The following is a 22,260-nucleotide window of genomic DNA, read 5'->3' as shown; positions in this document are numbered from 1 at the left end:
CGGTGTCCGGCATGGACACCACCTATGCGATCCGCGCCGAAGGGCTGGTGAAACGCTTCGGCGACACCACCGCCCTGGACGGCGTCGACCTGGCCGTGCGCCCGGGCACGGTCCTCGGTCTGCTGGGGCCGAACGGGGCCGGGAAGACCACCGCGGTACGGGTACTGGCCACCCTGATCCGCCCGGACGCCGGACACGCCACCGTCGGCGGCTTCGACGTCGTCAAGCAGCCGCACGAGGTCCGTGAACTGATCGGACTGACCGGCCAGTACGCCTCCGTCGACGAGACCCTGAACGGCACCGAGAACCTCCTGATGATCGGCCGGCTCCTCGGCCTGTCCCGCCGTGACGCCCGCGCCCGCGCCGCCGAACTGCTGGAACGCTTCGAGCTCACGGCTGCCGCGAACCGGGCCGCCGGAAAATACTCCGGTGGCATGCGCCGCCGTCTCGACCTGGCCGCCAGCCTGGTCGGCGACCCGCGACTGCTCTACCTGGACGAGCCCACCACCGGCCTGGACCCGCGCAGTCGCAACGAGGTGTGGGACATCGTCCGCGGCCTGGTCGCCGGCGGCACCACAGTGCTGCTGACCACCCAGTACCTGGACGAGGCCGACCAGTTGGCCGGTGAGATCGTGGTGATCGACCACGGCCGGGTCATCGCCACCGGCACCCCGGCCCAGCTCAAAGCCCGTACCGGCGCCCAGACCGTGACCGTCCGCCCGGCTTTCGCCGACGAGATCGGCCGGGTCCGCGACGCGGTCGGCCGGATCGCCACCGGACCGGTCGACGTGGCCGGCGAGGTCGTCACCGCCTCGGTCAGCGACCCCGGCGCGCTCGCCAAACTGGTTCGTGACCTGGACGAACACGGTCTGTCGGTGGCCGAACTGGCGCTGCGCAGCCCCAGCCTCGACGAGGTCTTCCTGAGCCTGACCGGAGGCCGCTCATGACCACGATGGCGCTGCGCAACACCGCCACGCTGGCCTGGCGGACCCTGGTCCAGATCAAACACAACCCGTTCGAGCTGTTCGACTTCAGCGTCCAGCCGATCATGTTCCTGCTGCTCTTCACCTACGTGTTCGGTGGCGCCATCGCCGACACACCGGGGGAGTACCTGACCTACGCGCTGCCCGGCATCATCGTGCAGAACCTGCTCTTCGCCACCCTGAACACCGGCGTCGGCCTGAACACCGACATCAGCAAGGGCGTGTTCGACCGGCTCCGGTCGCTGCCGATCGCCAGGTTCTCCCCGTTGGCCGGCCGGATCGTCGCCGACGTGATCAAGCAGGCGTGGGCGGTCACCCTGCTCCTCGTACTCGGCATGATCCTGGGTTTCCGGATCGAGACCGGCCCGGTGCAGGTGCTCGCCATGTTCGGGCTGCTGCTCGGGTTCGCCTTCGCCGCGTCCTGGATGTCGGTGCTGGTGGCGATGCTGGTCAGCGAACCGGAGAAGGTGCAGATCTTCGGGTTCGTGCTGCTCTTCCCGATCACGTTCGCCAGCGGGGCGTTCGTCGACCCGGACACCATGCCCGGCTGGCTGCGCACCTTCGCCGACGTCAACCCGACCAGCATCCTGGCCGACGCCACCCGTGGGCTGCTCAGCGGCGGCCCGGTCGCCGGCCCGGTCACCCGGTCACTGCTGTGGGCGGCCGGATTCCTGGTGGTCTTCGCGCCGCTGTCGGTCCGGGCCTTCCGCCGGCGGATCTGACTCCAGACCGGCCGCGGCCAGCGCGTTCGCCATGGTGACCCCGTCACCCAGCCGGTACGCCGCATCGAAGCCCGCGTCGCCCAGTGCGGCGCGGGCTTCGCGGAAGGTCCGCTCGGCCTGCTCGACGGTCCGGTCCTCGGAGCCGCGCACCGAGTCCGCCGCACCCAGCAGATACGCGGCCCGCGCCGGATCACCCGCCCGCAGCGCCAGGTCCGCCACCCCGGCCAGCACCTGCGCGATCACCGGCGAGTCGTTCGAATCCACGGCGATCCGGATCGCCGTCCGATGCGACTCCCGGGCCAGCCCCAGATTGCCGGCCGCGCCGTAGATCAGCGCCTGCGTGCTCTGCGCCATCGCCCGGAACTGCGGAGCGAACATCGAATGCTCGATCAGCCGGACCGCCGTCTCGTTGTGCTCCTGCGCCAGGCCGAGATCACCCTCGGCCAGGGCGATCACCGCGTGACAGTGGTGCACCGAGGCCATCACCTCGGGAATCCCCACCTCGTGGGCGTACTCCCGGGCCCGTTTCATCATCCGGTGCGCCTCCTCCGGCTCACCGTTCAACCACAGCTGATGGGCCATCTTCACCGACAGCTGCGGCAGGTCCTCCCGCATGCCCACCTCCTCCAGCAGGGCCAGCGCCTCCCGCTGCCAGGCCAGCGCCTGCCCGAAATCGCCGCGCGCCGCCGTCATGTCGGCCAGTGAACTCAACGTGTAGCCGATGCCCCAGCGGTCCCCGATATGCCGGAACCCGGCCAGCGCGGCTCGCAGATCCGCCTCGGCCGGCGCCGCCGGTTCACCGAGATTCAGCCGGACCTGACCGATCAGCATCCGCGACATGGCCCGCAGCCACGGATCCGGATCGTCGGCGAGCAGTTCGGCCCCGCCGTACGTCGCCTCCTCCGCCACGTGCGAGTAGATCGCCGACAGCGGGCCCAGCAGGCGCAACGCCGGATGCCTGTCCAGCACCCCGACGGCCAGTTCCTCGGCCGCGTGGAACGCCGCCTTCACGTCGTCGAACTCCATCGGGCCCTCGACCCCGTTGAGCGCCGCGAACACGTGCACCAGCGCCAGATCGGCCCGATCGGCCGGGCCGGGAAGGGCGATCACCTCGGAACAGAGCCGGGCCCCCTCGGTCCGGTGCCCGTTCAGCCACCAGTACCAGCCCAGATTCGCCACCAGCGTCGCCGCGTTCACCCGGTCGCCGGCCTCGATCGCGTCCCGGACGGCGGCGTGCAGATTGTCGTGCTCGGCACTCAGCCGACGCAGCCAGCCCAGCTGCTCGGCGCGGCGTAGATGCGGCTCGGCGGCCCGGGCCAGATCGATCAAATGCGCGATGAGGGTACGCCGTACCGCCTCCGACTCACCCGCCTCCGCCAGCCGCTCCAGCCCGTACTCACGGATCGTCTCCAGCATCCGGTAACGCCCGTCCGGGCCCAGCACCAGCAGCGACTTGTCGACCAGGGCGGCCGGCGGATCCAGGTCCGGCCCGCAGATCCGCTCCACCGCGGTCACGTCCGCCCCACCGGGCAGCATCGCCAGCCGCCGCCACACCCGCCGCTCGTCGCCGGACAGCAGATCCCAGCTCCAGTCGACGACCGCGCGCAACGTGCGGTGCCGGGGCAGCGCGGTCCGGCTACCCCCGGTCAGGAGCCGGAACCGGTCGGCCAGCCGGTCCGCCAGAACCGCCGCCGGCAGGGTACGCAGCCGAGCCGCGGCCAGCTCGATGGCCAGCGGCATGCCGTCCAGAGCGCGACAGATCCGTACCACCGGCTCGGTGTTCTCGCTGGTCAGCGTGAAACCGGAGGTCCGGTCCAGGAGCAGCCGCACGGCTGGGGACGCGGCCGCCGTCGCCAGGTCGGCCCCGGCCGGCGGCAGGGCCAGCGGCTCCACCGGGAACAGCCGCTCACCGGCGATCCCCAGCGGCTCCCGGCTCGTCGCCAGCAGCCGCAGCCCCGGCGCCGCCCGCAGCAACACGTCGGCCACCTCGGCGGCCGCCTCGATCAGATGCTCACAGTTGTCCAGGACGAGCAGCAGATCCCGGCCGGCCAGCGCCTCCCGCAGCCGGGCCAGCGGCGTCGCCGGCTCCACCCGGCGCAGTGCCGGACCACTCAGGCGCAGCGTCGACAGGATCGTCTGCGGCAGTTCGGCCGGGTCCCGTACCGGAGCCAGCTCCACCCGCCACACCGCACCCGGAAGCGAACCGCCCACCTCGACCGACAGCCGCGTCTTGCCGCTGCCGCCCGGACCGGTCAGGGTGACCAGCCGGTGCTCGCCGAGCAGGGCGCGCACCGCGCGCACGTCATCGGCCCGGCCGACGAAACTGCTCACCTCGGCCGGCAGATTGCCCTCGGCCACATCGGTCTCCCGCAGCAGCTCCAGGTGCAGCCCGGCCAGCTCGGCCGACGGATCAACCCCCAACTCGTCGCCGAGCCGCCGCCGGACCTGCTCGAACACCTCCAGCGCCCGGCCCCGGTTCCCGGCGTCGCGCAGCGCCCGCATCAGCAGAGCGGCCAGCGGCTCGTCCAACGGATGTGCCCGGACCAGCGCCGCCAACTCGGGAACCACATCTCGCCGGCCCATCTCGTCGGCCAGCCGGGCCCGCCGCGCGGCCAGCCGCAGACCCTCCAGCCGCACCGCCTCCGGCCGCGCCACCTCCGGGAACTCCAGGTCGCCGTGCCACAGGCCGAGCATCCCCGTCGGATCCCTGGTGAACCGGTGGACGTCGACCGCCTCCGGGTCGATGACCAGGCGATAGCCGGCCGAGGTGGCGGCCACGGCCAGACCCGGCACGGCCCGCCGCAACCGCGAGACCAGGGCCTGCAACGCGTTCGCCGCGGCCGCGGGCGGCGCGTCACCCCAGACGCCGTCGATCAACCGGTCCGCGGTCACCTCACGGTTCGCGTCCAGGGCGAGCAGGACCACGAGGGTACGCAGCCGCGCTCCCGCCACCGGCCGGAGTGCCCCGTCCCCGTCCCGGACCTCGACCGGCCCGAGTACCGCGATCTCCACCCGGTTGATTCTGCCGCCCGCACGCATCCCGGGTCGATTCCGTATCGCCCGACGCCGCCCTGGCAGACTGATCTTGTGGAGTTCGAGGTGCTGTCCGGGACACCCGGCCTGTCCCTCGGCCGGGTCGCGCATGTCCTGGTGCCGGGCCACGGCCGTAACCACGACGCCTCCGGCCTCACTCCGGGCGGCGTCGACCGCTGCCGCATCGGCCTGGCCGTCCACTCCGCACTGTCGCCGGGCGGCGTCATCGTCTGCTCGGGTTACAAATCACCCGCCGACCGCAAGGGCGCCGTCTTCCGGGCCGACGGGGAGACGTTCCAGGGCGCCCCCGAGGCCGACCTGATGCGCGACCGACTGCTGGCCGCCGGAGCCGACGCGGCGGTGCTCCGCGTCGAACGGCACTCCGTCGACACCGTCACCAACCTGCTCCGGGCCGAACACGAGGGCCACTTCGGCGACGACCGTCCGGTTGCGATCGTCGCCCAGCGCGGCCACCTGCACCGGATCCTGTCGGTCGTCGCCCCGCGCACGCTGCGCCGCCCCTACCTGGGCGTGGTCGTTCCCGGCGGCGCACCCCGGGAGAACCCGCTGGCCGCCCCGATGAGCCGCCTGATCATCGCCGGCCTGCCCACCGACCCGGCCGCCGCGATCACCACGGCCACCGCCCGGGCCGAACGTCTCTGGCGGCTCGCCGGCCTTCTCGGCAAGCGGTCCTACCACTGATCAGGCGCCGGGCGTGCTGCCCCCGCTGTACTTGGACGGATTGTCGGGGAGGTCATCGGTCGGCGGCAGGGGAGGGGCCGGACGCGTCCGGAGCGCCACGACGAGCGCGCCCACCGCGATGACACCGATCAGGGCCACGAAGAGAAACAGCTCCATGCGTCTCAGTGTGCGCGCCTGGAACAATCCCGCGGGTGAGCGTTTTCGACGACATCACCCGGACCACCGAGGACCTGATCTTCGCGGCCCTCGACTACGCGGTGGAGAACGCCGGCATCTCCCCGGCCGGCTTCACCCCGTTCGCGTTCTTCGACGGCGCCAACGGCCGGGGCCTGACCAGATACGTCGCCGGAGACGGCACCAACCTGCAGGAATGCCAGGACGCCGGCCGTCATTCCCTGCAAACCGTCGACGCGGGCGTCACGTGTGTCGCCTTGGCCTGGGACGGTTACTACACCCACCAGGGCGAGCGCAGTGAGGCGGTCTTCGTCGAGGGGTACGAGATCGGCCGCCCCCACGGCCTGCTGCTGGCCCAGCGTTACACCCGAACCGACGGCACCGTCCGCCCGGTCGGCAACCCGGCCCTGATCGGCCGCCCCGACCCCTTGGTCCACCGGACGGCAGCCTAGTCACCGGCCTGCCCGCACCGTCACGAACACGGGTCGGTGGCGAGACCGATCATGCCGAACAGCGAAACGGCGGCCATGCCGGAGCATGACCGCCGTTCCGGAAGCTACGAGCCTCAGACGTTGTAGTACATCTCCTGGCGGCGGACCGCTGACCAGTCGATCTCTATGAAACAGCGTCCTGAACAGCGCTTACTGCGTTTGTTTGCGTTGGTTCGGGATGGCCTTCTGCGGACATCCTGCGGACTGGTTGCGGACAGGGCATTGCGTCGCATGTGATTTCCGCATACAGTCAAATGCAGTCAACGCATGAGCGTTGAAGTGGGACGGGCCCGGAACCGCGGTGCTACCAACACCGGCCGAGCCCTTGACCGCCTACGTAGGAGGCGACCCGGTGAATACCGTACCGAACGCTGCCCTCGTGGATGCCGCCGTCGAGGCGCTGTCCGCTTTCAACCCGGAGATGCCCGAGCAGGCCGTGAACATGCTGGCCCTGTGGTCGCGGCGGCCGGAGCTGACCGATCTGGACCTCTCCGAGGTCGTGAACCGCCTGTTCCCCGACTCGATGCTGGTCGACCCGCCCGCCTGCCCGGCGTGGTGCTCCGGCGCCCACTACGGCGAGACGGTGGTCCCCGAGATCCGGGAGTGCACCTCGGAGGAGGTCTACGTTCCCGACCTGGGCAACTCGGCCGTGCCCGTCGACGTGGCCCGGATCTTCGACCGCATCACCGGCCGGTTCAGCCGGCCCGCGCACGTCCGGATCGGTGAGATCGAGCTGACGTCCCTCGCCGCCCGGGCCATGGCCCGCGAGCTGAACCGCGCGGCCGCGCTCCTCGAGGACGGTGTCCTGTGAGCAGCAAGCAGCGACGCCCCCAGATCCGCCGGGGCCTCGAAGGCAACCGGGTCGTGCTAGTCGCCCCGCGCAACGACCTGTCCGGGGCGGACCTGCGGCGGGTGATGGACGAGATCGCCGCGGCCCACTGGGTGCTGGCGACGATCGTCGACCCGGCCGACTGGCGCACCGCCTTTCGCCTGATTCTCGACGGGGACGCCGACATCCTGCTCACCACTCGCCACGAGCACCTGCCGGCGATCCAGCTCGTCCGCGGATGCCCCCTCAAGGCCATGCCCGTCGTCGGGGAGTCGTCAGTACCGACGCCCTCTGAGCAGGGCGGGGCGTTGCCGCCCTCAACACCCTCTCGTCAGCCCTTCAACGGCGGCACCGCGGGCAGCCGTCGCCCCAACGTCCTCCGCCGAGGTGTCGCATGAACGAGCGTTCGATCCGAGCCCAGTTTCTTCAGGTCGGCACCCAGTTGCTCACCCCCGACGGGTGGCAACGGATCCACGGGGTCCTGGTCTTCGCCAAGGACCAGAAGTCCCTGGATCAGGTCAGCGTCTACACGCCTCAGCGGACGCTCGACGACTCCGACGGGTGGCCGTTCCGCTTCAACGACCTGGTGCTCACCCGCGGCGAGGTGCCGGGCGAGGACGACTGCCCCTCGTGGTGCGTCGAGCACTACCGGGGCGGCGACCGCCTCCAGGAGAAGAACTGCAGCTCCTTCCCCGACGCGGTGACCGTGGTCGAGGCGTGCACCGGGATCGAGCGCGAACTCGGCTTCTGGGGTGAGCAGCGCGTCAACCGGGAGACCGGCACGGTGGAGCGCTTCGGCATCATCGAGTCGAAGTTCCTGGAGGACGTGGAGCTGACCGCCAGCGGACTCCGCAACCTGGCCCGCAAGCTCCGCGAGCTGGCCGACATGGTCGAGGAGACCCCGTAGCGGTAGCGGCACGCGCGTGTCCCGAGCGGCCCTCTGGAGCGGTTTTCCCGCTTCCGGGGGCCGTTTCCGTCGTTGCCGCTACTTTCGAGCGTTTCCGCAGCTCAGCCCAGTAGCGGCAGAGGTAGCGGCACGGTGGGCGCTTCCGCGTTTCCCCTGCCCAGATAGGTAGCGGCAGAGGTAGCGGTGCCGCTACTGGCTACGCGTGCCGCTACTGCCGACGGGGCCGTAGCGTAGCGCCCGGACCGGGCACCCGAACCTGCCGTACGACGCTTCCTGGGCTCGCTACTACCGAGGGCACTACGCGCTACAGGCCCACGTCGGCCCTGGTGGCGACCGGCCTCGGGTGTAGCGCCGCCCGTAGCGTCCGCACTACACGTAGCGGGGCCCGCGCTACAGCCTGCCGGGTGGTGTGGCGCGGGCGCCGGGCCCCGCCGAGGGTCGCCCTGGGCCTGCTTTCCGGGGGTGGCCACGGGTGCCGCGCCACGCACCAAACGGGGTGCCTGCCCTGCTCAGCCCATGGCGCGGGTCATGGCGCGGATCCGCGCCAAGGATGGGGGGCCGCGCCACGCCGGCGGCCCGGTCGCGGCCGCGCGTCGCGCCTGCCGGAGAGTGCCCAGAACGGTGCCGAAAGGGCCCTGCAGTAGGGCGACCGCGACCCGCGACCAGGCGGTGTCTGCGCAGCTCACCTCACGGTCGCGCCCTGGTCGCGCACCCGCGACCATCCCAGCAGCCGCGACCACCCCCGCGACCGGCCGACGGCAGGGGTCTCAGCGCGGTTGAGACCCCCTCACGGAACGACGGGTTCAGTACTGCTGAAGTCGTCGACGCCGAAGCTTCCCGCCACCGGGGAGCTTCCGGGGATTCCGAACCTGCCTGCGGAATTCGGCACACGCGTGCCGACCGGCAACCGTGGGGCAGAGCACCACGGTTCAACCCCTGCTGTTACGACGGCGGTTGCCGACCTGCGTGGGCCTGGTGACTACGCAGCCCAACCGTCGGGGTGTCCCCACGGTTGCGGCGGACCTTGATAGCGGCCCGGCCCGGATCGTCGGTAACAGTCACACGCTGAGCAGGCGTGTTACCCGTAACGGAATGTCCCCGGCGGCCCTGATTGCGGCCTGAGCAGGGATGTCCCCGGAGACGGGGACACCTGCACTGCTGTCACGACGGTGCAGGTGTCTACTCGCCTTCCGGCGCGGCCGCGTACTTCGCCAGCGTCGTCTTGCTGGTGCTGGCGTCGAGGAAGGACAGCTCCCACGGGCCGGTGTTGATGTCCATCTCCTTGCCGAAGCCGACCCACTTGCCGGTCAGCCGGCGGCCGGTCGGCTCGGCGAGCAGCTGGATCGCCCCGTGGTAGCGGCCACCGCGGTAGTAGCCGCCCGGGTCGGTCTCCTCGACCCACGTGCCCGTGATGACGCTGCCGTCGACAACCAGGTCCATGGTGAGCAGCGACTTACCGGCGCCGTGGAGGCTGCGCACGGTCAGCCGACCGCCGTGCTGGAGCAGGACGACATGGTGCTGCCCGGTGTAGGTGTCGTTACGGCCGGAGCTGAAGTACTGGTATCGGCTCAACCACACGCCGGAGTAGCCGGCGCCTGACCGGGCCGGACCGGGCTGGGTCGGCAGGGCGGCGGCGCGCACCTCCAGGTCGTGACCGCCGCGGCCGTCATCGACGACCATCGCGTCCACGTCGGCCGGGAAGCCGAGCGACTGGATCGGCAGCCGGGTGACGACCTCCAGCGCGCGGGCGCTGGCCGGGCGGGGCTGGGCGATCTCGCCGCTCTCGTAGCGCTGCACGGTGCGCTTGGTGGTGGTCTCGGCGCCGGCGGCCCGCATCCGCTCGGCGAACTCGTCCTGACTCAGTCGCATGGAGAGGCGAACGGCGCGCAGCGCGGTGTTCGGCCGGGGCTGAAGGCTGCTCATGATCCGTACGGTACTCCCGGCGTCGCCGGAATGTCGCCTCAAATGTCGCCGGAATGTCGTCCCTCGCGTCGTCGCGCAAGGCGACGTAGCGGCGACATCCTGTAGCGGCGACGGCGGGTAGCGCCCGTGATCGTGGCCCGCCGTCGCCCCGGGCCGCAGCGAGGAGGCGACCGTGATGGGCAGAGACCTGTGGCCGAAGCACGGTCGCCGTCGCATCTGGTGGGCGCCCTGGAGGGTGGTCTGCCGTTGCGGTCTGGCCGCCTACCCCTGCGTCGTGCTGCGCACCGTCTACCGCAACCGGGTCGACGCCGCCCAGCGGTGGCGCAACGAGGAACGGCGTAACGCACACCGCTGGTGACCTCTCCCCGCTGACGCACGCCGCGCACCCGTTGACGCGATCTCCGCGCGTTTACGACCGTCAACGAAGTGCGTCAGGGGAGACCCTTCGCACGCGCCACACGCTGCGGATACGTCGTCAACGGGTGCGTCAACGGGAGGGTTCGGGAAGGCCCGGATCCGCGCAGTCTCCGGTCGGTACTTCGCGCACTCTCCGAAGCTCGGTCAGGGAGACCTCCGGCGCTCACGGGCGCCGCAGTCCCTGCCGCTGGGGAGCACCTGCTCGCACGTTTTGGTGCCCGCCCGGTGGCATCCGTTCTCGATGCACCAGGCGTCCTGCTCGGCGCGCCACCACTGGCCGAAGCCCTCGGTGATGGTGAGGCCGCCATCCTTGCGCGCGGTCCCATGGACGCGGTGATACTCCTCCAGCCCCTGCCGAAGCTGCTGAATCCAGCGCGGCGGGGCCTGATGGCCGGCAGGGCGGACGATCTCCGGCTCACGGCGCCTCACCGGGACACCACCAGCGGCCGGGTCAGGGCGTACCAGGCATCACGGTGGCCACGGTTGTCAAGCCACGACCGACCCGCATCCCGCCACTGCTGATGCATATTCACCGCCCGCCACATGTGCTCGCTGTGCCCCCAGCCCCGAGGGACGGCAGGCACCGAGTCCCACCAGTCGGCCGGGTCGAACCGCACCAGCCACGTCGGCGGATCCAGCTCGGCCGCCTCAGCGAGCGCGTCACCGCGGCGCCTCACGCGACACTTCCGCGGATCCCGTACGTACCCCGCACCCCGACGCGCCGCTGCGGCCGGCGGCCCTGCACCTGATCGCTCTCGTCGCCCGCAGGCATCCGCAGTGCGGCCATCAGCCGGGCCAGGGCGATCCGCTGCTGGCGTACCTCCACGGCCGCCGGGTGCGCCTTCTTGCCCTGCGGAGACTCGATGGTCGCGCCGTCACGGCGGAGGTCGGTTTCCAGCTCGTCGCACAGATCGACGGTCCGCGCGGCCTCCCGTAGAAGCACCAGCTCGTGCTCGTCCAGGTCGTAGTCGCCGGTGATGGCATCCCAGAGCCGACGACCCGGAGCGCGCAGTCCCGGCGGGGGCTGAACCTTCTCACTCATAGTTACTCTCCGTAGATAGGTCGACTTGTTTCGGGGCGGCCGGGTCCTAAACCACCTCTCCGGCGGTTCGCTGGGGGGCCACCCTCCATGGGTCTCCCGCCACCCCCATCACTCACCGTGACTTGCTACCGCGTCACACCGGCGGCGCGGCGGATGAGTGTGTTCATCGACGGGGCTGCGGGCGTGGTGCTGCGGGCGCCACCGTCGAAGTCGGGCGTGGTGGCCGGCTCGGTGTCGGGCTCGTCCTGCTCGGCGGGCTGTCCGTGGCCGGCGGCGGCCCGGATCTGGGCGCTCAGGCTGCGGGTCATGTCGCTGCTGCTCATGGTCTCTCCTTCGTGAGGTGTTTCGTGGGTGGCGAGGAGGGCAGCCCGACCGGGGTGACCGGACTGCCCTCTCTCCTGAGGCGCTGGCGGGTCTGTGCGCGTGGAGGTAGTGCGCTCGCCGCCATGGCTCCGCGGGCCGGTCCAACAACCAAGTCCCGCCGCGGTGACTTTGACGCCGTGAGCTGGGTGGGTCAGCCGAAGGCGTGCCGTGCGGCGCTGACGCGGGCCCGGTTCTCGGCCATGGCGTCGAGAGCGTCCTTGTGGACTTCTCGGTACCGGGCGTCCTGCTCGGCGACGGTGGGCATCCACACCCGGCCGTTGTTGCGGGCGTACCAGAGCAGGCGGTCGCTGGTCTTGGTGGGCCAGGGGCGGGGGCCGCCGATCTGGATGTTGAGGCCCGCGGTCAGTTCGTGGAAGTTGTGGAGTTCGGAGAAGTCTCCGCGGTGGTCCCATTCGGCGGGGGTGTTGCGTCGCACGCTGACGGCCGCGGCGCGCACGGCTTCGTACCGGGCGGCGAGGTCGTCAAGTCCGAGCCACGCCTTCCGTGCCTTGTCCGAGGCGCGAAGGATGGTGTCGGCGGAGGTGTCGTCGGGCAGGGCGCCGGCGGCCGCGGTGACGCCCTTCATGATGTCGTCGACGACCGGGGCGAGGTGGTCGCGGATGATCCGGTCGCCGAGGTCGTTGACCAGCAGCTCAAGGGCGCTGTCGGCCCTGTCGATGGCTTCGACCAGCAGCTCGGAGCGGCGGTCGTACTGCCGGTTGCGGCGGTCGGCGGCGGTCAGTTCGTCGAGGGTGGGCAGCGGTTCGCCGGCGGTGGCCGCGTCCATCAGCGCGGTGACGTACCGGGCCTGGTCGGCGCCACGGTCGGACGGTGGGGCCACGGCGAGTTCGGCGCTGAGGCGCACGAGGCCGTCGCGGGCGGCGAGCAGTTCGGCGGGCAGGGTGTAGAGGCCGGTGTCAGCGCCGTCGAACAGGCGTGCGTGGCGGCGGTGGTTGCGGGCGCGGTTCGGGATGTCGGTGCTGGGCATGGTGCTGTTCCTCGATTCCGTTGGTGATGTTGATTCCGAGGGAAGTGATCTACCTGCGGTCGTCCGCGCGCCTCTGGCGCCGGACGGTGCCACCGGATTCGCCGATGACGGCGCTCGTCGGCTGCTTCGCCTTCGGCCCCTGGTCGCCGATGACCTGCCGGGCCTGACGGTGCTGCGGGCAGGGTGCGAACTCGGCCTCGGCGCAGCAGAGCGGCAGCTTCCCGCCCCGGGCGAGCTTCTCGGCGTATCGCTGCTCCAGGCCGGCCCCACGCCGGGCCTTGAACTCCCGGCGCTCCTGCTCGCGCGCCTGCCGCTTGGCAAGCGTCTGCTCGACGGCAGACCGGAGCCTGGCATCCCAGTCGACGGGTTCGGTCATGGCGCGAGCGGGCTGACGACGTACCACGGCTCATCGACGCCGACCCGGTACTGAATGGACACGCCGTCGACGGGGTGCAGAACGAACGGGCGCGGGTCGCCCTCCGTGTCGATGTCCCAGCCGATAACGAGGGACGGATGCTCCCGGCCTTCGAGCTGGATGAAGAGCGGATAGGGCTGCATGATCACGCCTGTTCTCACTTTCTGTTACCGGGCGCAGTTGGTCGCATGGCCAGCGGAGTCGACGCTCCAGCCGCACGCTGTGCACGTTCCGGGGGTGGGGTCGTCAAGACCCGTCAAGGCGTCAGAATCCCTGCTCACGGCCGGTTTGGCGTTTGACGGGTTGACGGGTCGAGTCGTCAAATCGTCAGAGCCGTCAGACGCCTTGACGGGTTGAGCCGTCAGGCCGTCCAAGTCGTCAGACGGGCTGAGCTGCTGTTTTGACGCCTTGACGGCCTCTGACGGGTTGCCGCCCGAAAATGACCCGAGGTACCGGGTGAACGGGTCGGTGAAGTCCTCCAGTCGGTATCCACGAGCCGTGCCGGTTACGTTGCGTACAGGCCGTACACCGAACGCCTTGACCCGGGCGGCCAGCTTCATCGCGGACAGGTCGACACCCTCGCTGCCCCACGGGGACTCGGCGACTCCCCGGAGCTTGTTCACCAGATCCTTCGATTCCAGGAACCCAACAGCGGCCGCCGCGAACGCCTCCCGAATGTCGGTGAGCAGCTGGAGCGTCGTCGAGTCGCGCTCCTCTTCCTCCTGCTCCGCCGTGAGCGCCAGGGCGGCCTCACGGGCGAGCTTCGGCCAGTCCCCGCCCGCGATGTCAGCGATGATCACGAGCGCTTCCCAGACGTCCGCGGCCCGGTCCTCGACCGGAAGCTCCGGGATCGTTCGGGCGATCTCACCCAGGCGCGAGGCGATCCACGAACCGACCCGGCCCCGAAGGTCTTGCAGCGGCCCACCGTCGCGTCGACTGCGGAACGGGGCGACATGCTCTCCGGGCCTCCGTCGCCGCATGGTCACGTTGACCGCCCGGTCGGTGATGGTGTCCGGCAGGGCTCCGATGCCGGCCAGCGCGACGAACCCGAAGGTCTCCAGTTCCTCGACGCGCCGGGCCGCAGCGTCGTACCGCAGCGTCGGCCGGCCGCGCTCGAATCCGGCATTCACCAGTCCGCGCAGGTCCTCGTTCTGCTCGGCGGCCTTTTTCGTCCCCCACACCGTGTCGGCCTCGTCGATGATCAGGGTCGGCTTCTTGTCCGTGCCCATGACCCTGTAGAGCACCGCGGCGCTGATGTTCGCCGTCGGCATCGCGTTGCGAGACAGCGCGCCTACCAGGTCGAGCAGCCGAGACTTGCCGCACCGCTTCTCCGGCGAGCGGATCGCCAGCCGTGGAGCGGTGTGCAGGGCACTGACCGCGTGCGAGGCGGCGATCCACAGGGTGATGGCCACCTCCACGTGCTCGGTGGGCAGCTGCACGTACCGGATGACAGCCACGCGCACTTCGTCGAGCAGGTCGGCGCCCGGGCTCTCGGAGTCGGTCACGCGACCGCCCCCAGCCTGCGGATGGACGCCCCGGTCTCCCAGTCGACAGCCCCACCGCGGTACAGCCGGTACGGCCGCCCCTCGCGCTCAGCACGCGTCCGGGCCGCCCGGTCGACCGCGGCCAGCTCGGCGGCGATGCGCTCCTGCCGGGTCGGCGGGGCGACGTGGTGCGCCGCCCAGCTCGCCAGCATCTCGCCCTGGGCGTACGTCGAGGCGAAGCGGATGCCGGACTCGAAGGCCAGGGCCACCAGGTAGGCGACCTGCTCGCGGGTGAACTCCTCCTGGTCGCCGAGCAGCGCCTCGCCGGCCCGCAGCACCGTTCCCGCGTCGCGTCTCACTCGGCACGCTCCAGGACGAGCAGGGCGCTGCCGATCGCAGCACGCTCGGCGTAGCCGAGGTCGAAGCCCATCGCGTGGTAGTCGATCGTCGTGACCCGGTCGGCTGGTCGCCGAGGGGGCCGGTCGTGTCGTACGGTGGAGGCGGTCTCGGTGACCTGCTCCGTGTGCTTCGCCGCCGCTTCCCCGGCCTGGTCCGCTGGGGGGCGGCGTTCTTCGTTCTGCGAGGTCATCTCAGGCGACCGCCCGGTCACCGTCGTTGCCGGCCAGCCACTGCTCCACCGCGGACTGCGGGTAGAGCACGCGGCGGCCGCGCTTCACGCCGGCGGGACCTTTTCCGATGTGCCGCCAGTACCGCACGGTGCTGGGGGCGGTGCGGGCGATGTCGGCGACTTCCTCGGTGGTCAGGTAGCGCTCCACGGGACACTCCAGATGTGTGAACGACATGCATCCGCATGTCTGATCGACATGAAGAGAATCAACCATGCCCGGCGGCTTCCGTCAAGTTCCAACGACATCTAGCATCATGTGAATGACACATAAGGACCCTTCGGCAGAGGCTGCCTTCGGGGCTCAGGTTCGTCTTGCCCGCGAAGCGCGGCAGTGGACTCAGGAGGCCCTAGCGCGTCACCTTCGTGAGACGAGTGGCATCGGCATGGATCAGGCTGCCGTTGCACGCCTCGAAGGGGGCAAGAGGTCCATTCGCCTAAATGAGGCCTCGGCCCTTGCGAAGTTGCTGGGCCTGGACCTGCAAGCACTCTCCAGCGTCGTTCCGCGACTGACGGCGGAGGAGTACGAGGAGGCCAAGGCTTCACTGGAGGAGGCGACCGAGAAGGAAGCGGAGGCAGCCAGCGAGCTTCGTCGAGTGAAGGACGAGCTGGAGGGCCGGATCGTTGCCCTCAACGTCGAACGGCGCCACTGGAGTACCCAGATGTGGCGCTTCGGCCAGATGATCGCCGAGTACGAGGCCCGCAATGGCGAGTAGGAGCATCGCGAAGCGCCCTAACGGTAAGTGGCGGGCTCGGTACCGCGACGAGGCGGGCAAGGAGCACAGCCGGCACTTCGACCGGAAGAAGGACGGCGAGCGCTGGCTCGACGAGCAGACCGCGAGCATGGTCACCGGGATGTACGTCGACCCGAAGGCTGGCGAGATCACCTACCGGCAGTTCTTCGAGGACTGGGCGTCCCGGCAGGCCTGGCCCCCGAACACCGATCGCGCCATGCGTCTCGCGTCGAACTCAGTGACGTTCGGGCACCTGCCCATGAAGGCAATCCGGCGTTCCCACTTCGAGCAGTGGGTCAAGGGGATGCAGACCAAGGACCGCGGTGAGGGTAAGCCGCGAGGCCTGGCGCCGGGCACGGTGAAGACCCGTATCCAGAACGTCCGGCCGGTGCTGCGCGCAGCTGTCCGCGACCGGATCATCGCGTCCGATCCGAGCGACGGGTTCAAGCTGCCGCGGCAGCGGCGGGCCGAAGCGGCGATGATGATCCCGACCCCGGCTCAGGTGCGGATGCTGCTTGACCATGCCGCGGTGCCGTGGATGCGCCTGTTCATCTCGTTAGCTGCGTTCGCCGGTCTGCGCCTGGGCGAGGCGGCCGGCGTGCAGCGCCGAGACATCAACTTCCTCGGCCGGATTCTTCAGGTCACCCGGCAGGTCCAGCGCGACACCGGCGCCGCGGTGCTGATCTCGCCACCGAAGGCCGGGAGCGAGCGGCCGGTGTTCTTGGCGGACGGTCTGCTCGATCTGCTGTCGGTCCACGTAGGAGACATGCCGGTGAGTCCGCTCGGGTGGCTGTTTCTCGGCCAGGACGAGCACCCGCCGCACCAGAACTCGGTCGGCTACTGGTGGCGCAAGACCCGCAGGGCGGCGGGCCTGGAGGAGTTCGACTTCCACGATCTGCGGCACTTCTACGCGAGCGGCCTGATCGCCAAGGGGTGCGACGTCGTCACGGTGCAGAAGGCTCTCGGCCACGCGAAGGCCACGACGACGCTCAACATCTACGCCCACCTATGGCCGAGTGCCGAGGACCGTACCCGCAAGGCCGCGGACTCGCTGATGAGCGAGACGTTTGCGGACTCTGTGCGGACTGACGGTCCCCGGCAGGTGGTCTGACCAGGTCAGATACAGCTGAGCTACACGTTGTAGTACATCTCGAACTCGTGCGGGGTCGGGCGGAGCCGGACCGGGTCGATCTCGTTGGTGCGCTTGTAGTCGATCCACGTGGAGATCAGGTCGTCGGTGAAGACGCCACCGGCGGTGAGGAACTCGTGGTCGGACTCGAGCGAGTTCAGCACGGCGTCGAGCGAACCCGGCACCTGCTTGACGCTGCCCCACTCCTCCGGCGGCAGGTCGTACAGGTCCTTGTCGATCGGGGCCGGCGGCTCGATCTTGTTCTTGATGCCGTCGAGGCCGGCCATCAGCTGGGCCGAGAACGACAGGTACGGGTTGGACGACGGGTCCGGCACGCGGAACTCGACGCGCTTGGCCTTCGGGTTGCTGCCGGTCACCGGGATACGGGTGCAGGCGGAGCGGTTGCGCTGCGAGTAGACCAGGTTGACCGGGGCCTCGTAGCCGGGCACCAGGCGCCGGTACGAGTTGACGGTCGGGTTGGTGAACGCGAGCAGCGACGGCGCGTGGTGCAGCAGGCCGCCGATGTACCAGCGGGCGGTGTCGGACAGGCCGGCGTAGCCGGTCTCGTCGTAGAACAGCGGCTCGCCGTTCAGCCACAGGCTCTGGTGGGTGTGCATGCCGGAGCCGTTGTCACCGAAGAGCGGCTTCGGCATGAACGTCGCGGTCTTGCGGTGCTCCCACGCGGTGTTCTTGATGATGTACTTGAACAGCTGCATCTGGTCGCCGGCGTGCAGCAGCGTCGAGAACTTGTAGTTGATCTCGGCCTGGCCGGCGGTGCCGACCTCGTGGTGCGAGCGCTCGACGGTGAAGCCGGTGTCGACGAGGCGGCGGACCATGGCGTCACGCAGGTCGCTGTAGTGGTCGACCGGGGACACCGGGAAGTAACCACCCTTGTAGGCGGTCTTGTAGCCCTTGTTGCCGCCCTCTTCCTCACGGCCGGTGTTCCAGGCGCCCTCGATCGAGTCGATGTAGTAGAAGGCCTGGTGGGCGGAGGTCTCGTGGCGGATCGAGTCGAAGATGTAGAACTCCGCCTCGGCGCCGAAGTAGGCGGTGTCGGCGATGCCGCTGGAGGCCAGGTACGCCTCGGCCTTCTTGGCCACGTTCCGCGGGTCACGCGAGTAGGCCTCGCGGGTGAACGGGTCGTGGATGAAGAAGTTCAGGGCGAGCGTCTTCTGGATCCGGAAGGGGTCGATGAAGGCGGTCGCGACGTCCGGGAGCAGGAGCATGTCGGACTCGTGGATGGCCTGGAAGCCGCGGATCGAGGACCCGTCGAAGGCGAGGCCGTCGGTGGCGACACTGTCGTCGAACGACTCGACCGGGATGTTGAAGTGCTGCATCACACCCGGGAGGTCACAGAAACGTACGTCGACGAACTTGACGTCCTCGTCTTTGAGGTATCGCAGGAGTTCCTCGGGATTGGCGAACACACGTCCTCCTGGCACAGTTTTCCGATACCGGGCGGCATGAGCCGCCACCTGGCAAGGCTGGTCGCGACGTTATGGGTCCGGGGTTGCCCCGGCGTATCCCTACTGTTTCTGCCGTGTTACGTAGCGCGTGGAGCAGGCACGGCGAGAGCGCGAGCCGGTCTTCCGGACCATATCGCGTACCCTCGGCAGCCGTGGTTGCTTTGAACGAGCAGTTCCCTTCAGGCGAGGCTGCCGGGCTCGGCCCGCGGCTCGGTGCGCTCGTGATCGACTGGGTGCTCTGCCTGCTGATCGCGAGTTTCTACGCGACGCCGTCGGAGAAGGCGTGGCCGGCGGTGCTCGTCCTGGTTCTCGCCAACACCTTCTTTCTCGGCCTGTTCGGTCAGACCCCGGGCATGCGACTGCTCCGGGTCCGCTGTGTCTCCTATCCGGACGGCGGCGTCATCGGCCTCGGCCGGGGACTGCTGCGGGCCGTGCTGCTCGCACTGTTCGTCCCGGCGATCATCCTGAACGGTCAGGGCCGCGGCCTGCACGACCGGGCGGCCGGTTCGATGATGGTGTCGGTACCCCGTTCAGCGACCCCGTAACACCCGGCCGATGTCCTCCTCCGGGTGGTCGTCATCGCGTCGGCTGATCACGCCGCCGCCGGGTGTCCGTACCCCGAATGGTTGATCCGTCTCTGCCGGGTCGCCGCCGCCTCGCCGTCTGCCCGGCTCGGGGGTGACGCCGTCGGTCCCGGTGGCCGCGCGGCTGCGCAGGCCCCACGGACCGCCGTCCGGGCGGGCACGTTCCGGTGCGTCGATGATCCCGTCGCCGGCCCGTCTGCGGGCCTCCTCGGCGCCGAACATGTCCGACCACGCGGTCGAGCCGCGATCCGCACGCGGCGGCCGCCAGGGCGGGGGAGCGGCGGGCGAGGTGGGCCGGTTCAGGACCGGCGGGGCGGTGCCACCGGGCCGCTGCGCGGCGGCGGGAGTGCGGATCTCCGCGGCGCTTCCGGGCCGCGCCCCACGATCTTCAACCGGATTCTTCAGTACGGGCGGAGCCGCTGAAGTGGGCGGCGGGCTGAACGTGCTGGTCCCGGGCGTCCGATTCGGGCCGGCGGGTCGTCCGCGTTCGCCGGGCCGCCCGGGAGTGGCCGGCGGTGGCATGACGCCGGGTGTCGTGCGGGCGGGCTTGCCGTTCGGTGTCTGCGGCACCGGAGTGGTCGAGCCGGGCTGCGCACGCCGTTCGCCGGGCCTGCCGGTGGCCGGCGGCGGGGTGACGCCGGGTGCCGTGCGGCCGGGCCGTCCGGGCGTACCGGCCGGCGGGGTGACGCCGGGCCCGCTACGGCCGGGCCGTCCGGGTGTGACCGGCGGTGGGGTGAGGCTGGGCCCGCTGCGTCCCGGCCGTCCGGGTGTGATCGGCGGTGGGGTGACACCGGGTGTGGTGCGCCCCGGTCGACCGGTCTGCGGTGGCGGGATGGCGCCCGGTGTGGTCCGGGTGGGCCGCTGGCCGGGGCGTCCGGTGGTGGGTGCGGGGACGACCGTCGGGCCGGTGCGCCGGATCTCCCGGCCGCCACCGGGAGGGATCGCCGGCGCGGCCGGTCCCGACGGCCGCCGGATCGTGCGCCCGGGCAGCCCGCCGGGCGGAATCACCACGGTCGGCCCGCCCCCGGGCCGACCGATCTGCGACGGCAGGCCGGGCCGTACCCCGCCGGGCACGATCACCGTCGGCCCGCTGCCGCCGGGCGGCAGGGTCCCGGGCGGCACGCTTCCCGGAACCGGCAACGGCTGCCCGGCCGGCAGCGTTCCCGGCGGGAACGTTCCGGGCACCGTCGTCGGCGGCGGCAGGACACCACCCGGTTGCGGCAACGCGACGCCCGGCGGAAGGGTTCCGGGCGGCGTCACACCGGGCGGCAGAGATCCCGGGGGTACGACACCAGGCTGCGGAAGTGGTACGCCCGGAGGCAGTAGGCCCTGGGGCGGGTTCTGGCCGGGTGATTCCAGCGCCGGCGGCGGGTCACCCACCGGGATCACCGGCACGTTCGGCAGTGTGGGCGCGAACTGTCCCGGCCCGCCGGTCCCGGGTACCCCAGCCGGCTGGCTGAGCACCGCGTTCATCGGCTGCACGGGCGGGCCGGACCCGTTGGACAACACCGCGATGTAGTCGAAGAACTGGTCGCCGTAGTGCTGGGCCAGTTGCTGCGCCTCGACCCGGTACCGGTCGCGGATCCTCGCCTGCTCCTCGGAGACGAACTCCTGCGCCGCCGCGTCCCAGCCCTGCCCCTCGGACACCCACGCCTCGAGGTTCTCCAGGAAGCTGACGTCCGTGGCGGCGGTCATCTCCCGCTGGTAGGCGATCTCCAGCCGGGCCATCGCGTACCGCGCCTCGGTCGACACGTTGACCAGGTGCCGCAGCGCCGTGACGTTCTGCTGGGCGGCGTCCATCCACATGTCCAGGTAGGCGAGCGTCTCGCCGGGACCCATCTTGAGGAACGCGTCCCGGGCGGCGGGCGACTGCCACGACTCGTCGCGCAGCACGTCGCTCTGCTTGACCAGGAAACCGCGCACGTCGGCCAGGAACGCCCACGCGTTCTGCCACTGGTCGGCGAGGGTCGCCATCTCCTCCGGGTGCATGTTCCGGATCCGCAGCGAGATCTGCTCGACGGTGTCCGGGTTGTTCGGCCCGGGCGGCGCCGTGTACGGCAGTGTCGACGGCGGGTAGCTGCCGTAGTGGGTCTGCCCGCTGTACTGGCTGTACCCGTAGTTCGGGTCGGCGGTGAAGCCGTAGTGGTCGGCCATCGTCTCAACCGCCGTTCGTGGCGATGCCGGTGACGATCCGGTTCTTCTCCACGAGCTCGCCCTTCTCGTTGGGTTCCGACACCACCTGGACCTGCTCCCGGCTCTCCGGGTCGGTGCTCTCGACGGTCCGGTGCACGGTCTCGCCCGCGCCGTCGCGGACCTCGGTGCTCTGGCCGACGACCTTGTCGCCGTCGAACTCGGTGCGCGTCTCGGTCGTACCCGTCGGTTTGCCGTCCGCTCCGAAGTTCTCCTGCACGGTGATCTCGGTGCCGCCGGTGACCCGGGTCGACGTGCGGGTGGTCACCGACGAGACCGTCTCGCCGTCACTGCCGAAGATCGTGGTCGTGACCGTCGTCGCCCCGCCCGGCGGCGTGAACGTCATCACCTCGCGGCGCTCGCCGTTCGGCCCGGTCGCCGTCTGCATCGTCTGGTAGGCCGAGAGCGGGACGTTCGCGGTCACCGTCCAGTCCCGGCTGTCCGCGGCCGGGGGCAGCGCGGCCAGCGCCGACTGCTGATCGCGGAACGTGGCGCCGACACCCGTCGGGAGCCCGTCCGGCCGCGGGACACCGGCGTCGCCGTACGCGAACAGAACGTCGTTGAGGGAGGCCGCGCCGATCGCGTCGCCGGAGCCGTAGCTGTCCGCCACCGTGCGGGCGGCGTTGCCGATGTTGCCCACCGACTCGGCCAGCTTCTGCAGGTAGACGGTCAGTTCGCCGGCGTTCGCCACCAGCCGGGCCCGGACCGCGTCGGCCTCGCCCAGCACCTCACCGGTGAACGCCTGCCCCGGGATCTCGCCGAGCGGCTGCAGGTACACCCCGCGGGAGGCGATGTCGGCCTGCTGGTTCGCCAGGGAGGCCGCATACGCACGGAGCCCGTCCAGGTCGACGTCGACCGCCGGGCCGCCGCCCAGCCACGGCACGCTCGTGTTCTTCGCGGTCTGCTCCGCGTAGGGATTGTCTGCGGCCATCACACCTCTCCCCGTCCGAATGTCACCGCAATTGATCAATTGATTCTGGTGACGCTGGAGAGTACGCGCGCATCCCGGATCAGGTTCGACGAGATTCTTTTGAAAAAGCTTCGAACCGACTCCGGACG

28 protein-coding genes are annotated in these 22,260 nt (G+C 70.6%); 11 read left to right on the top strand and 17 right to left on the bottom strand.

Translation table 11 applies throughout. The features are described 5' to 3' along the window. The first annotated feature begins 11 nt into the window (after window positions 1-11). Both Q0Z83_RS36585 and Q0Z83_RS36580 read left to right on the top strand, forming a co-directional pair. Window positions 12-947 (top strand): ATP-binding cassette domain-containing protein, encoded by a 936-nt coding sequence (locus tag Q0Z83_RS36585; protein ID WP_317787842.1) that lies wholly within the window; start codon window positions 12-14, stop codon window positions 945-947. Continuing rightward, the gene (locus Q0Z83_RS36580) at window positions 944-1,705 is read left to right on the top strand and encodes an ABC transporter permease (protein ID WP_317787841.1); all 762 of its coding nucleotides are present in this window, start codon (window positions 944-946) and stop codon (window positions 1,703-1,705) included. Before Q0Z83_RS36585 ends, Q0Z83_RS36580 begins: the two co-directional genes overlap by 4 nt. Here the strand turns inward: Q0Z83_RS36580 and Q0Z83_RS36575 are convergent. After that, the gene (locus tag Q0Z83_RS36575) at window positions 1,631-4,717 is read right to left on the bottom strand and encodes an ATP-binding protein (RefSeq protein ID WP_317787840.1); all 3,087 of its coding nucleotides are present in this window, start codon (window positions 4,715-4,717) and stop codon (window positions 1,631-1,633) included. The two genes, Q0Z83_RS36580 and Q0Z83_RS36575, sit on opposite strands and share 75 nt — an antisense overlap. A gap of 75 nt (window positions 4,718-4,792) precedes the next feature. Here Q0Z83_RS36575 and Q0Z83_RS36570 point away from each other — a divergent pair, with 75 nt between their 5' ends. Then, window positions 4,793-5,440, top strand: coding sequence for an ElyC/SanA/YdcF family protein (locus Q0Z83_RS36570; RefSeq protein ID WP_317787839.1), 648 nt, complete (start codon window positions 4,793-4,795; stop codon window positions 5,438-5,440). On the opposite strand, the gene Q0Z83_RS36565 is transcribed toward Q0Z83_RS36570, so the two are convergent. Then, window positions 5,441-5,596 carry a hypothetical protein gene (locus Q0Z83_RS36565; RefSeq protein ID WP_317787838.1) on the bottom strand — a complete coding sequence of 52 codons (156 nt, stop codon included), beginning with the start codon at window positions 5,594-5,596 and terminating at the stop codon, window positions 5,441-5,443. Between the two features lie 35 nt (window positions 5,597-5,631). Here Q0Z83_RS36565 and Q0Z83_RS36560 point away from each other — a divergent pair, with 35 nt between their 5' ends. The 4 genes from Q0Z83_RS36560 to Q0Z83_RS36545 all read left to right on the top strand — a co-directional run bounded on the left by Q0Z83_RS36560 (window position 5,632) and on the right by Q0Z83_RS36545 (window position 7,841). Continuing rightward, window positions 5,632-6,066, top strand: a complete 435-nt coding sequence (locus tag Q0Z83_RS36560; RefSeq protein ID WP_317787837.1) for a hypothetical protein — start codon at window positions 5,632-5,634, stop codon at window positions 6,064-6,066. A gap of 391 nt (window positions 6,067-6,457) precedes the next feature. Then, on the top strand, window positions 6,458-6,916 hold the full coding sequence (locus tag Q0Z83_RS36555; RefSeq protein WP_317787836.1) for a hypothetical protein: 459 nt from the start codon (window positions 6,458-6,460) through the stop codon (window positions 6,914-6,916). Beyond that, window positions 6,913-7,332, top strand: a complete 420-nt coding sequence (locus tag Q0Z83_RS36550) for a hypothetical protein (RefSeq protein ID WP_317787835.1) — start codon at window positions 6,913-6,915, stop codon at window positions 7,330-7,332. The genes Q0Z83_RS36555 and Q0Z83_RS36550 overlap by 4 nt, the downstream gene beginning before the upstream one ends. After that, the gene (locus Q0Z83_RS36545; protein ID WP_317787834.1) at window positions 7,329-7,841 is read left to right on the top strand and encodes a DUF6907 domain-containing protein; all 513 of its coding nucleotides are present in this window, start codon (window positions 7,329-7,331) and stop codon (window positions 7,839-7,841) included. Before Q0Z83_RS36550 ends, Q0Z83_RS36545 begins: the two co-directional genes overlap by 4 nt. Window positions 7,842-9,020: 1,179 nt before the next feature. Here Q0Z83_RS36545 and Q0Z83_RS36540 read toward each other — a convergent pair. Next, window positions 9,021-9,764 (bottom strand): helix-turn-helix domain-containing protein, encoded by a 744-nt coding sequence (locus Q0Z83_RS36540; RefSeq protein ID WP_317787833.1) that lies wholly within the window; start codon window positions 9,762-9,764, stop codon window positions 9,021-9,023. Window positions 9,765-9,939: 175 nt separating this feature from the next. On the opposite strand from Q0Z83_RS36540, the gene Q0Z83_RS36535 reads away from it, so the two are divergent. Further along, window positions 9,940-10,122, top strand: coding sequence for a hypothetical protein (locus Q0Z83_RS36535; protein WP_317787832.1), 183 nt, complete (start codon window positions 9,940-9,942; stop codon window positions 10,120-10,122). A gap of 203 nt (window positions 10,123-10,325) precedes the next feature. Here Q0Z83_RS36535 and Q0Z83_RS36530 read toward each other — a convergent pair whose 3' ends face one another. The 11 genes from Q0Z83_RS36530 to Q0Z83_RS36480 form a co-directional block, all read right to left on the bottom strand. After that, window positions 10,326-10,610: a hypothetical protein gene (locus Q0Z83_RS36530; protein WP_317787830.1), complete on the bottom strand. Its 285-nt coding sequence runs from the start codon at window positions 10,608-10,610 to the stop codon at window positions 10,326-10,328. Next, complete coding sequence (locus tag Q0Z83_RS36525; RefSeq protein ID WP_317787828.1) at window positions 10,607-10,858, bottom strand: hypothetical protein; 252 nt, start codon at window positions 10,856-10,858, stop codon at window positions 10,607-10,609. The genes Q0Z83_RS36530 and Q0Z83_RS36525 overlap by 4 nt, the downstream gene beginning before the upstream one ends. Continuing rightward, complete coding sequence (locus Q0Z83_RS36520) at window positions 10,855-11,223, bottom strand: hypothetical protein (protein WP_317787826.1); 369 nt, start codon at window positions 11,221-11,223, stop codon at window positions 10,855-10,857. The genes Q0Z83_RS36525 and Q0Z83_RS36520 overlap by 4 nt, the downstream gene beginning before the upstream one ends. Before the next feature lie 125 nt (window positions 11,224-11,348). Continuing rightward, window positions 11,349-11,546, bottom strand: a complete 198-nt coding sequence (locus Q0Z83_RS36515) for a hypothetical protein (RefSeq protein WP_317787824.1) — start codon at window positions 11,544-11,546, stop codon at window positions 11,349-11,351. A gap of 191 nt (window positions 11,547-11,737) precedes the next feature. Next, window positions 11,738-12,574 carry a hypothetical protein gene (locus tag Q0Z83_RS36510; protein ID WP_317787822.1) on the bottom strand — a complete coding sequence of 279 codons (837 nt, stop codon included), beginning with the start codon at window positions 12,572-12,574 and terminating at the stop codon, window positions 11,738-11,740. 49 nt (window positions 12,575-12,623) lie between these two features. Next, entirely contained in the window at window positions 12,624-12,950 is a 327-nt protein-coding gene (locus tag Q0Z83_RS36505; protein WP_317787820.1) for a hypothetical protein, read from the bottom strand. Beyond that, window positions 12,947-13,138: a hypothetical protein gene (locus Q0Z83_RS36500; RefSeq protein ID WP_317787819.1), complete on the bottom strand. Its 192-nt coding sequence runs from the start codon at window positions 13,136-13,138 to the stop codon at window positions 12,947-12,949. The genes Q0Z83_RS36505 and Q0Z83_RS36500 overlap by 4 nt, the downstream gene beginning before the upstream one ends. An 18-nt stretch (window positions 13,139-13,156) precedes the next feature. Further along, window positions 13,157-14,494: a DUF3631 domain-containing protein gene (locus Q0Z83_RS36495; RefSeq protein ID WP_317787817.1), complete on the bottom strand. Its 1,338-nt coding sequence runs from the start codon at window positions 14,492-14,494 to the stop codon at window positions 13,157-13,159. After that, window positions 14,491-14,832: a hypothetical protein gene (locus Q0Z83_RS36490; RefSeq protein ID WP_317787815.1), complete on the bottom strand. Its 342-nt coding sequence runs from the start codon at window positions 14,830-14,832 to the stop codon at window positions 14,491-14,493. Before Q0Z83_RS36490 ends, Q0Z83_RS36495 begins: the two co-directional genes overlap by 4 nt. Continuing rightward, window positions 14,829-15,062: a hypothetical protein gene (locus Q0Z83_RS36485; protein WP_317787813.1), complete on the bottom strand. Its 234-nt coding sequence runs from the start codon at window positions 15,060-15,062 to the stop codon at window positions 14,829-14,831. Before Q0Z83_RS36485 ends, Q0Z83_RS36490 begins: the two co-directional genes overlap by 4 nt. 1 nt (window position 15,063) lies before the next feature. Next, window positions 15,064-15,249: a helix-turn-helix domain-containing protein gene (locus Q0Z83_RS36480; protein ID WP_317787811.1), complete on the bottom strand. Its 186-nt coding sequence runs from the start codon at window positions 15,247-15,249 to the stop codon at window positions 15,064-15,066. Between the two features lie 112 nt (window positions 15,250-15,361). On the opposite strand from Q0Z83_RS36480, the gene Q0Z83_RS36475 reads away from it, so the two are divergent. Beyond that, the gene (locus Q0Z83_RS36475) at window positions 15,362-15,814 is read left to right on the top strand and encodes a helix-turn-helix domain-containing protein (protein WP_317787809.1); all 453 of its coding nucleotides are present in this window, start codon (window positions 15,362-15,364) and stop codon (window positions 15,812-15,814) included. Beyond that, window positions 15,804-16,943, top strand: coding sequence for a tyrosine-type recombinase/integrase (locus Q0Z83_RS36470; RefSeq protein WP_317787808.1), 1,140 nt, complete (start codon window positions 15,804-15,806; stop codon window positions 16,941-16,943). Before Q0Z83_RS36475 ends, Q0Z83_RS36470 begins: the two co-directional genes overlap by 11 nt. Before the next feature lie 20 nt (window positions 16,944-16,963). On the opposite strand, the gene glnA is transcribed toward Q0Z83_RS36470, so the two are convergent. Next, a complete protein-coding gene (gene glnA / locus Q0Z83_RS36465) occupies window positions 16,964-18,388 on the bottom strand; it encodes a type I glutamate--ammonia ligase (RefSeq protein ID WP_317787807.1) in 1,425 nt (474 codons plus the stop codon). 191 nt (window positions 18,389-18,579) lie between these two features. Between glnA and Q0Z83_RS36460 the strand changes: the two genes are divergently transcribed. Beyond that, a complete protein-coding gene (locus tag Q0Z83_RS36460) occupies window positions 18,580-18,972 on the top strand; it encodes an RDD family protein (RefSeq protein ID WP_317787806.1) in 393 nt (130 codons plus the stop codon). On the opposite strand, the gene Q0Z83_RS36455 is transcribed toward Q0Z83_RS36460, so the two are convergent. After that, window positions 18,958-21,165, bottom strand: a complete 2,208-nt coding sequence (locus Q0Z83_RS36455) for a hypothetical protein (protein ID WP_317787805.1) — start codon at window positions 21,163-21,165, stop codon at window positions 18,958-18,960. The genes Q0Z83_RS36460 and Q0Z83_RS36455 overlap by 15 nt on opposite strands. A gap of 4 nt (window positions 21,166-21,169) precedes the next feature. Then, window positions 21,170-22,132: a hypothetical protein gene (locus tag Q0Z83_RS36450; protein WP_317787804.1), complete on the bottom strand. Its 963-nt coding sequence runs from the start codon at window positions 22,130-22,132 to the stop codon at window positions 21,170-21,172. Window positions 22,133-22,260: the final 128 nt, after the last annotated feature.

Origin of the sequence: Actinoplanes sichuanensis (genome assembly GCF_033097365.1) — a bacterium.
GTDB lineage: Bacteria > Actinomycetota > Actinomycetes > Mycobacteriales > Micromonosporaceae > Actinoplanes > Actinoplanes sichuanensis.
Note: the sequence above shows the minus strand (reverse complement) of the source record. Positions and strands in the feature narration are given on the sequence as shown.

What these genes read in the sequence shown, in the direction of transcription:
- Q0Z83_RS36455 (WP_317787805.1), bottom strand. Translation starts at nt 21,165, where the DNA reads ATGGCCGACCACTACGGCTTCACCGCCGACCCGAACTACGGGTACAGC.
- Q0Z83_RS36505 (WP_317787820.1), bottom strand. Translation starts at nt 12,950, where the DNA reads ATGACCGAACCCGTCGACTGGGATGCCAGGCTCCGGTCTGCCGTCGAG.
- Q0Z83_RS36540 (WP_317787833.1), bottom strand. Translation starts at nt 9,764, where the DNA reads ATGAGCAGCCTTCAGCCCCGGCCGAACACCGCGCTGCGCGCCGTTCGC.
- Q0Z83_RS36585 (WP_317787842.1), top strand. Translation starts at nt 12, where the DNA reads ATGGACACCACCTATGCGATCCGCGCCGAAGGGCTGGTGAAACGCTTC.
- Q0Z83_RS36520 (WP_317787826.1), bottom strand. Translation starts at nt 11,223, where the DNA reads ATGAGTGAGAAGGTTCAGCCCCCGCCGGGACTGCGCGCTCCGGGTCGT.
- Q0Z83_RS36545 (WP_317787834.1), top strand. Translation starts at nt 7,329, where the DNA reads ATGAACGAGCGTTCGATCCGAGCCCAGTTTCTTCAGGTCGGCACCCAG.
- Q0Z83_RS36510 (WP_317787822.1), bottom strand. Translation starts at nt 12,574, where the DNA reads ATGCCCAGCACCGACATCCCGAACCGCGCCCGCAACCACCGCCGCCAC.
- Q0Z83_RS36475 (WP_317787809.1), top strand. Translation starts at nt 15,362, where the DNA reads ATGACACATAAGGACCCTTCGGCAGAGGCTGCCTTCGGGGCTCAGGTT.
- Q0Z83_RS36515 (WP_317787824.1), bottom strand. Translation starts at nt 11,546, where the DNA reads ATGAGCAGCAGCGACATGACCCGCAGCCTGAGCGCCCAGATCCGGGCC.
- Q0Z83_RS36450 (WP_317787804.1), bottom strand. Translation starts at nt 22,132, where the DNA reads ATGGCCGCAGACAATCCCTACGCGGAGCAGACCGCGAAGAACACGAGC.
- Q0Z83_RS36470 (WP_317787808.1), top strand. Translation starts at nt 15,804, where the DNA reads ATGGCGAGTAGGAGCATCGCGAAGCGCCCTAACGGTAAGTGGCGGGCT.
- Q0Z83_RS36535 (WP_317787832.1), top strand. Translation starts at nt 9,940, where the DNA reads ATGGGCAGAGACCTGTGGCCGAAGCACGGTCGCCGTCGCATCTGGTGG.
- Q0Z83_RS36485 (WP_317787813.1), bottom strand. Translation starts at nt 15,062, where the DNA reads ATGACCTCGCAGAACGAAGAACGCCGCCCCCCAGCGGACCAGGCCGGG.
- Q0Z83_RS36565 (WP_317787838.1), bottom strand. Translation starts at nt 5,596, where the DNA reads ATGGAGCTGTTTCTCTTCGTGGCCCTGATCGGTGTCATCGCGGTGGGC.
- Q0Z83_RS36580 (WP_317787841.1), top strand. Translation starts at nt 944, where the DNA reads ATGACCACGATGGCGCTGCGCAACACCGCCACGCTGGCCTGGCGGACC.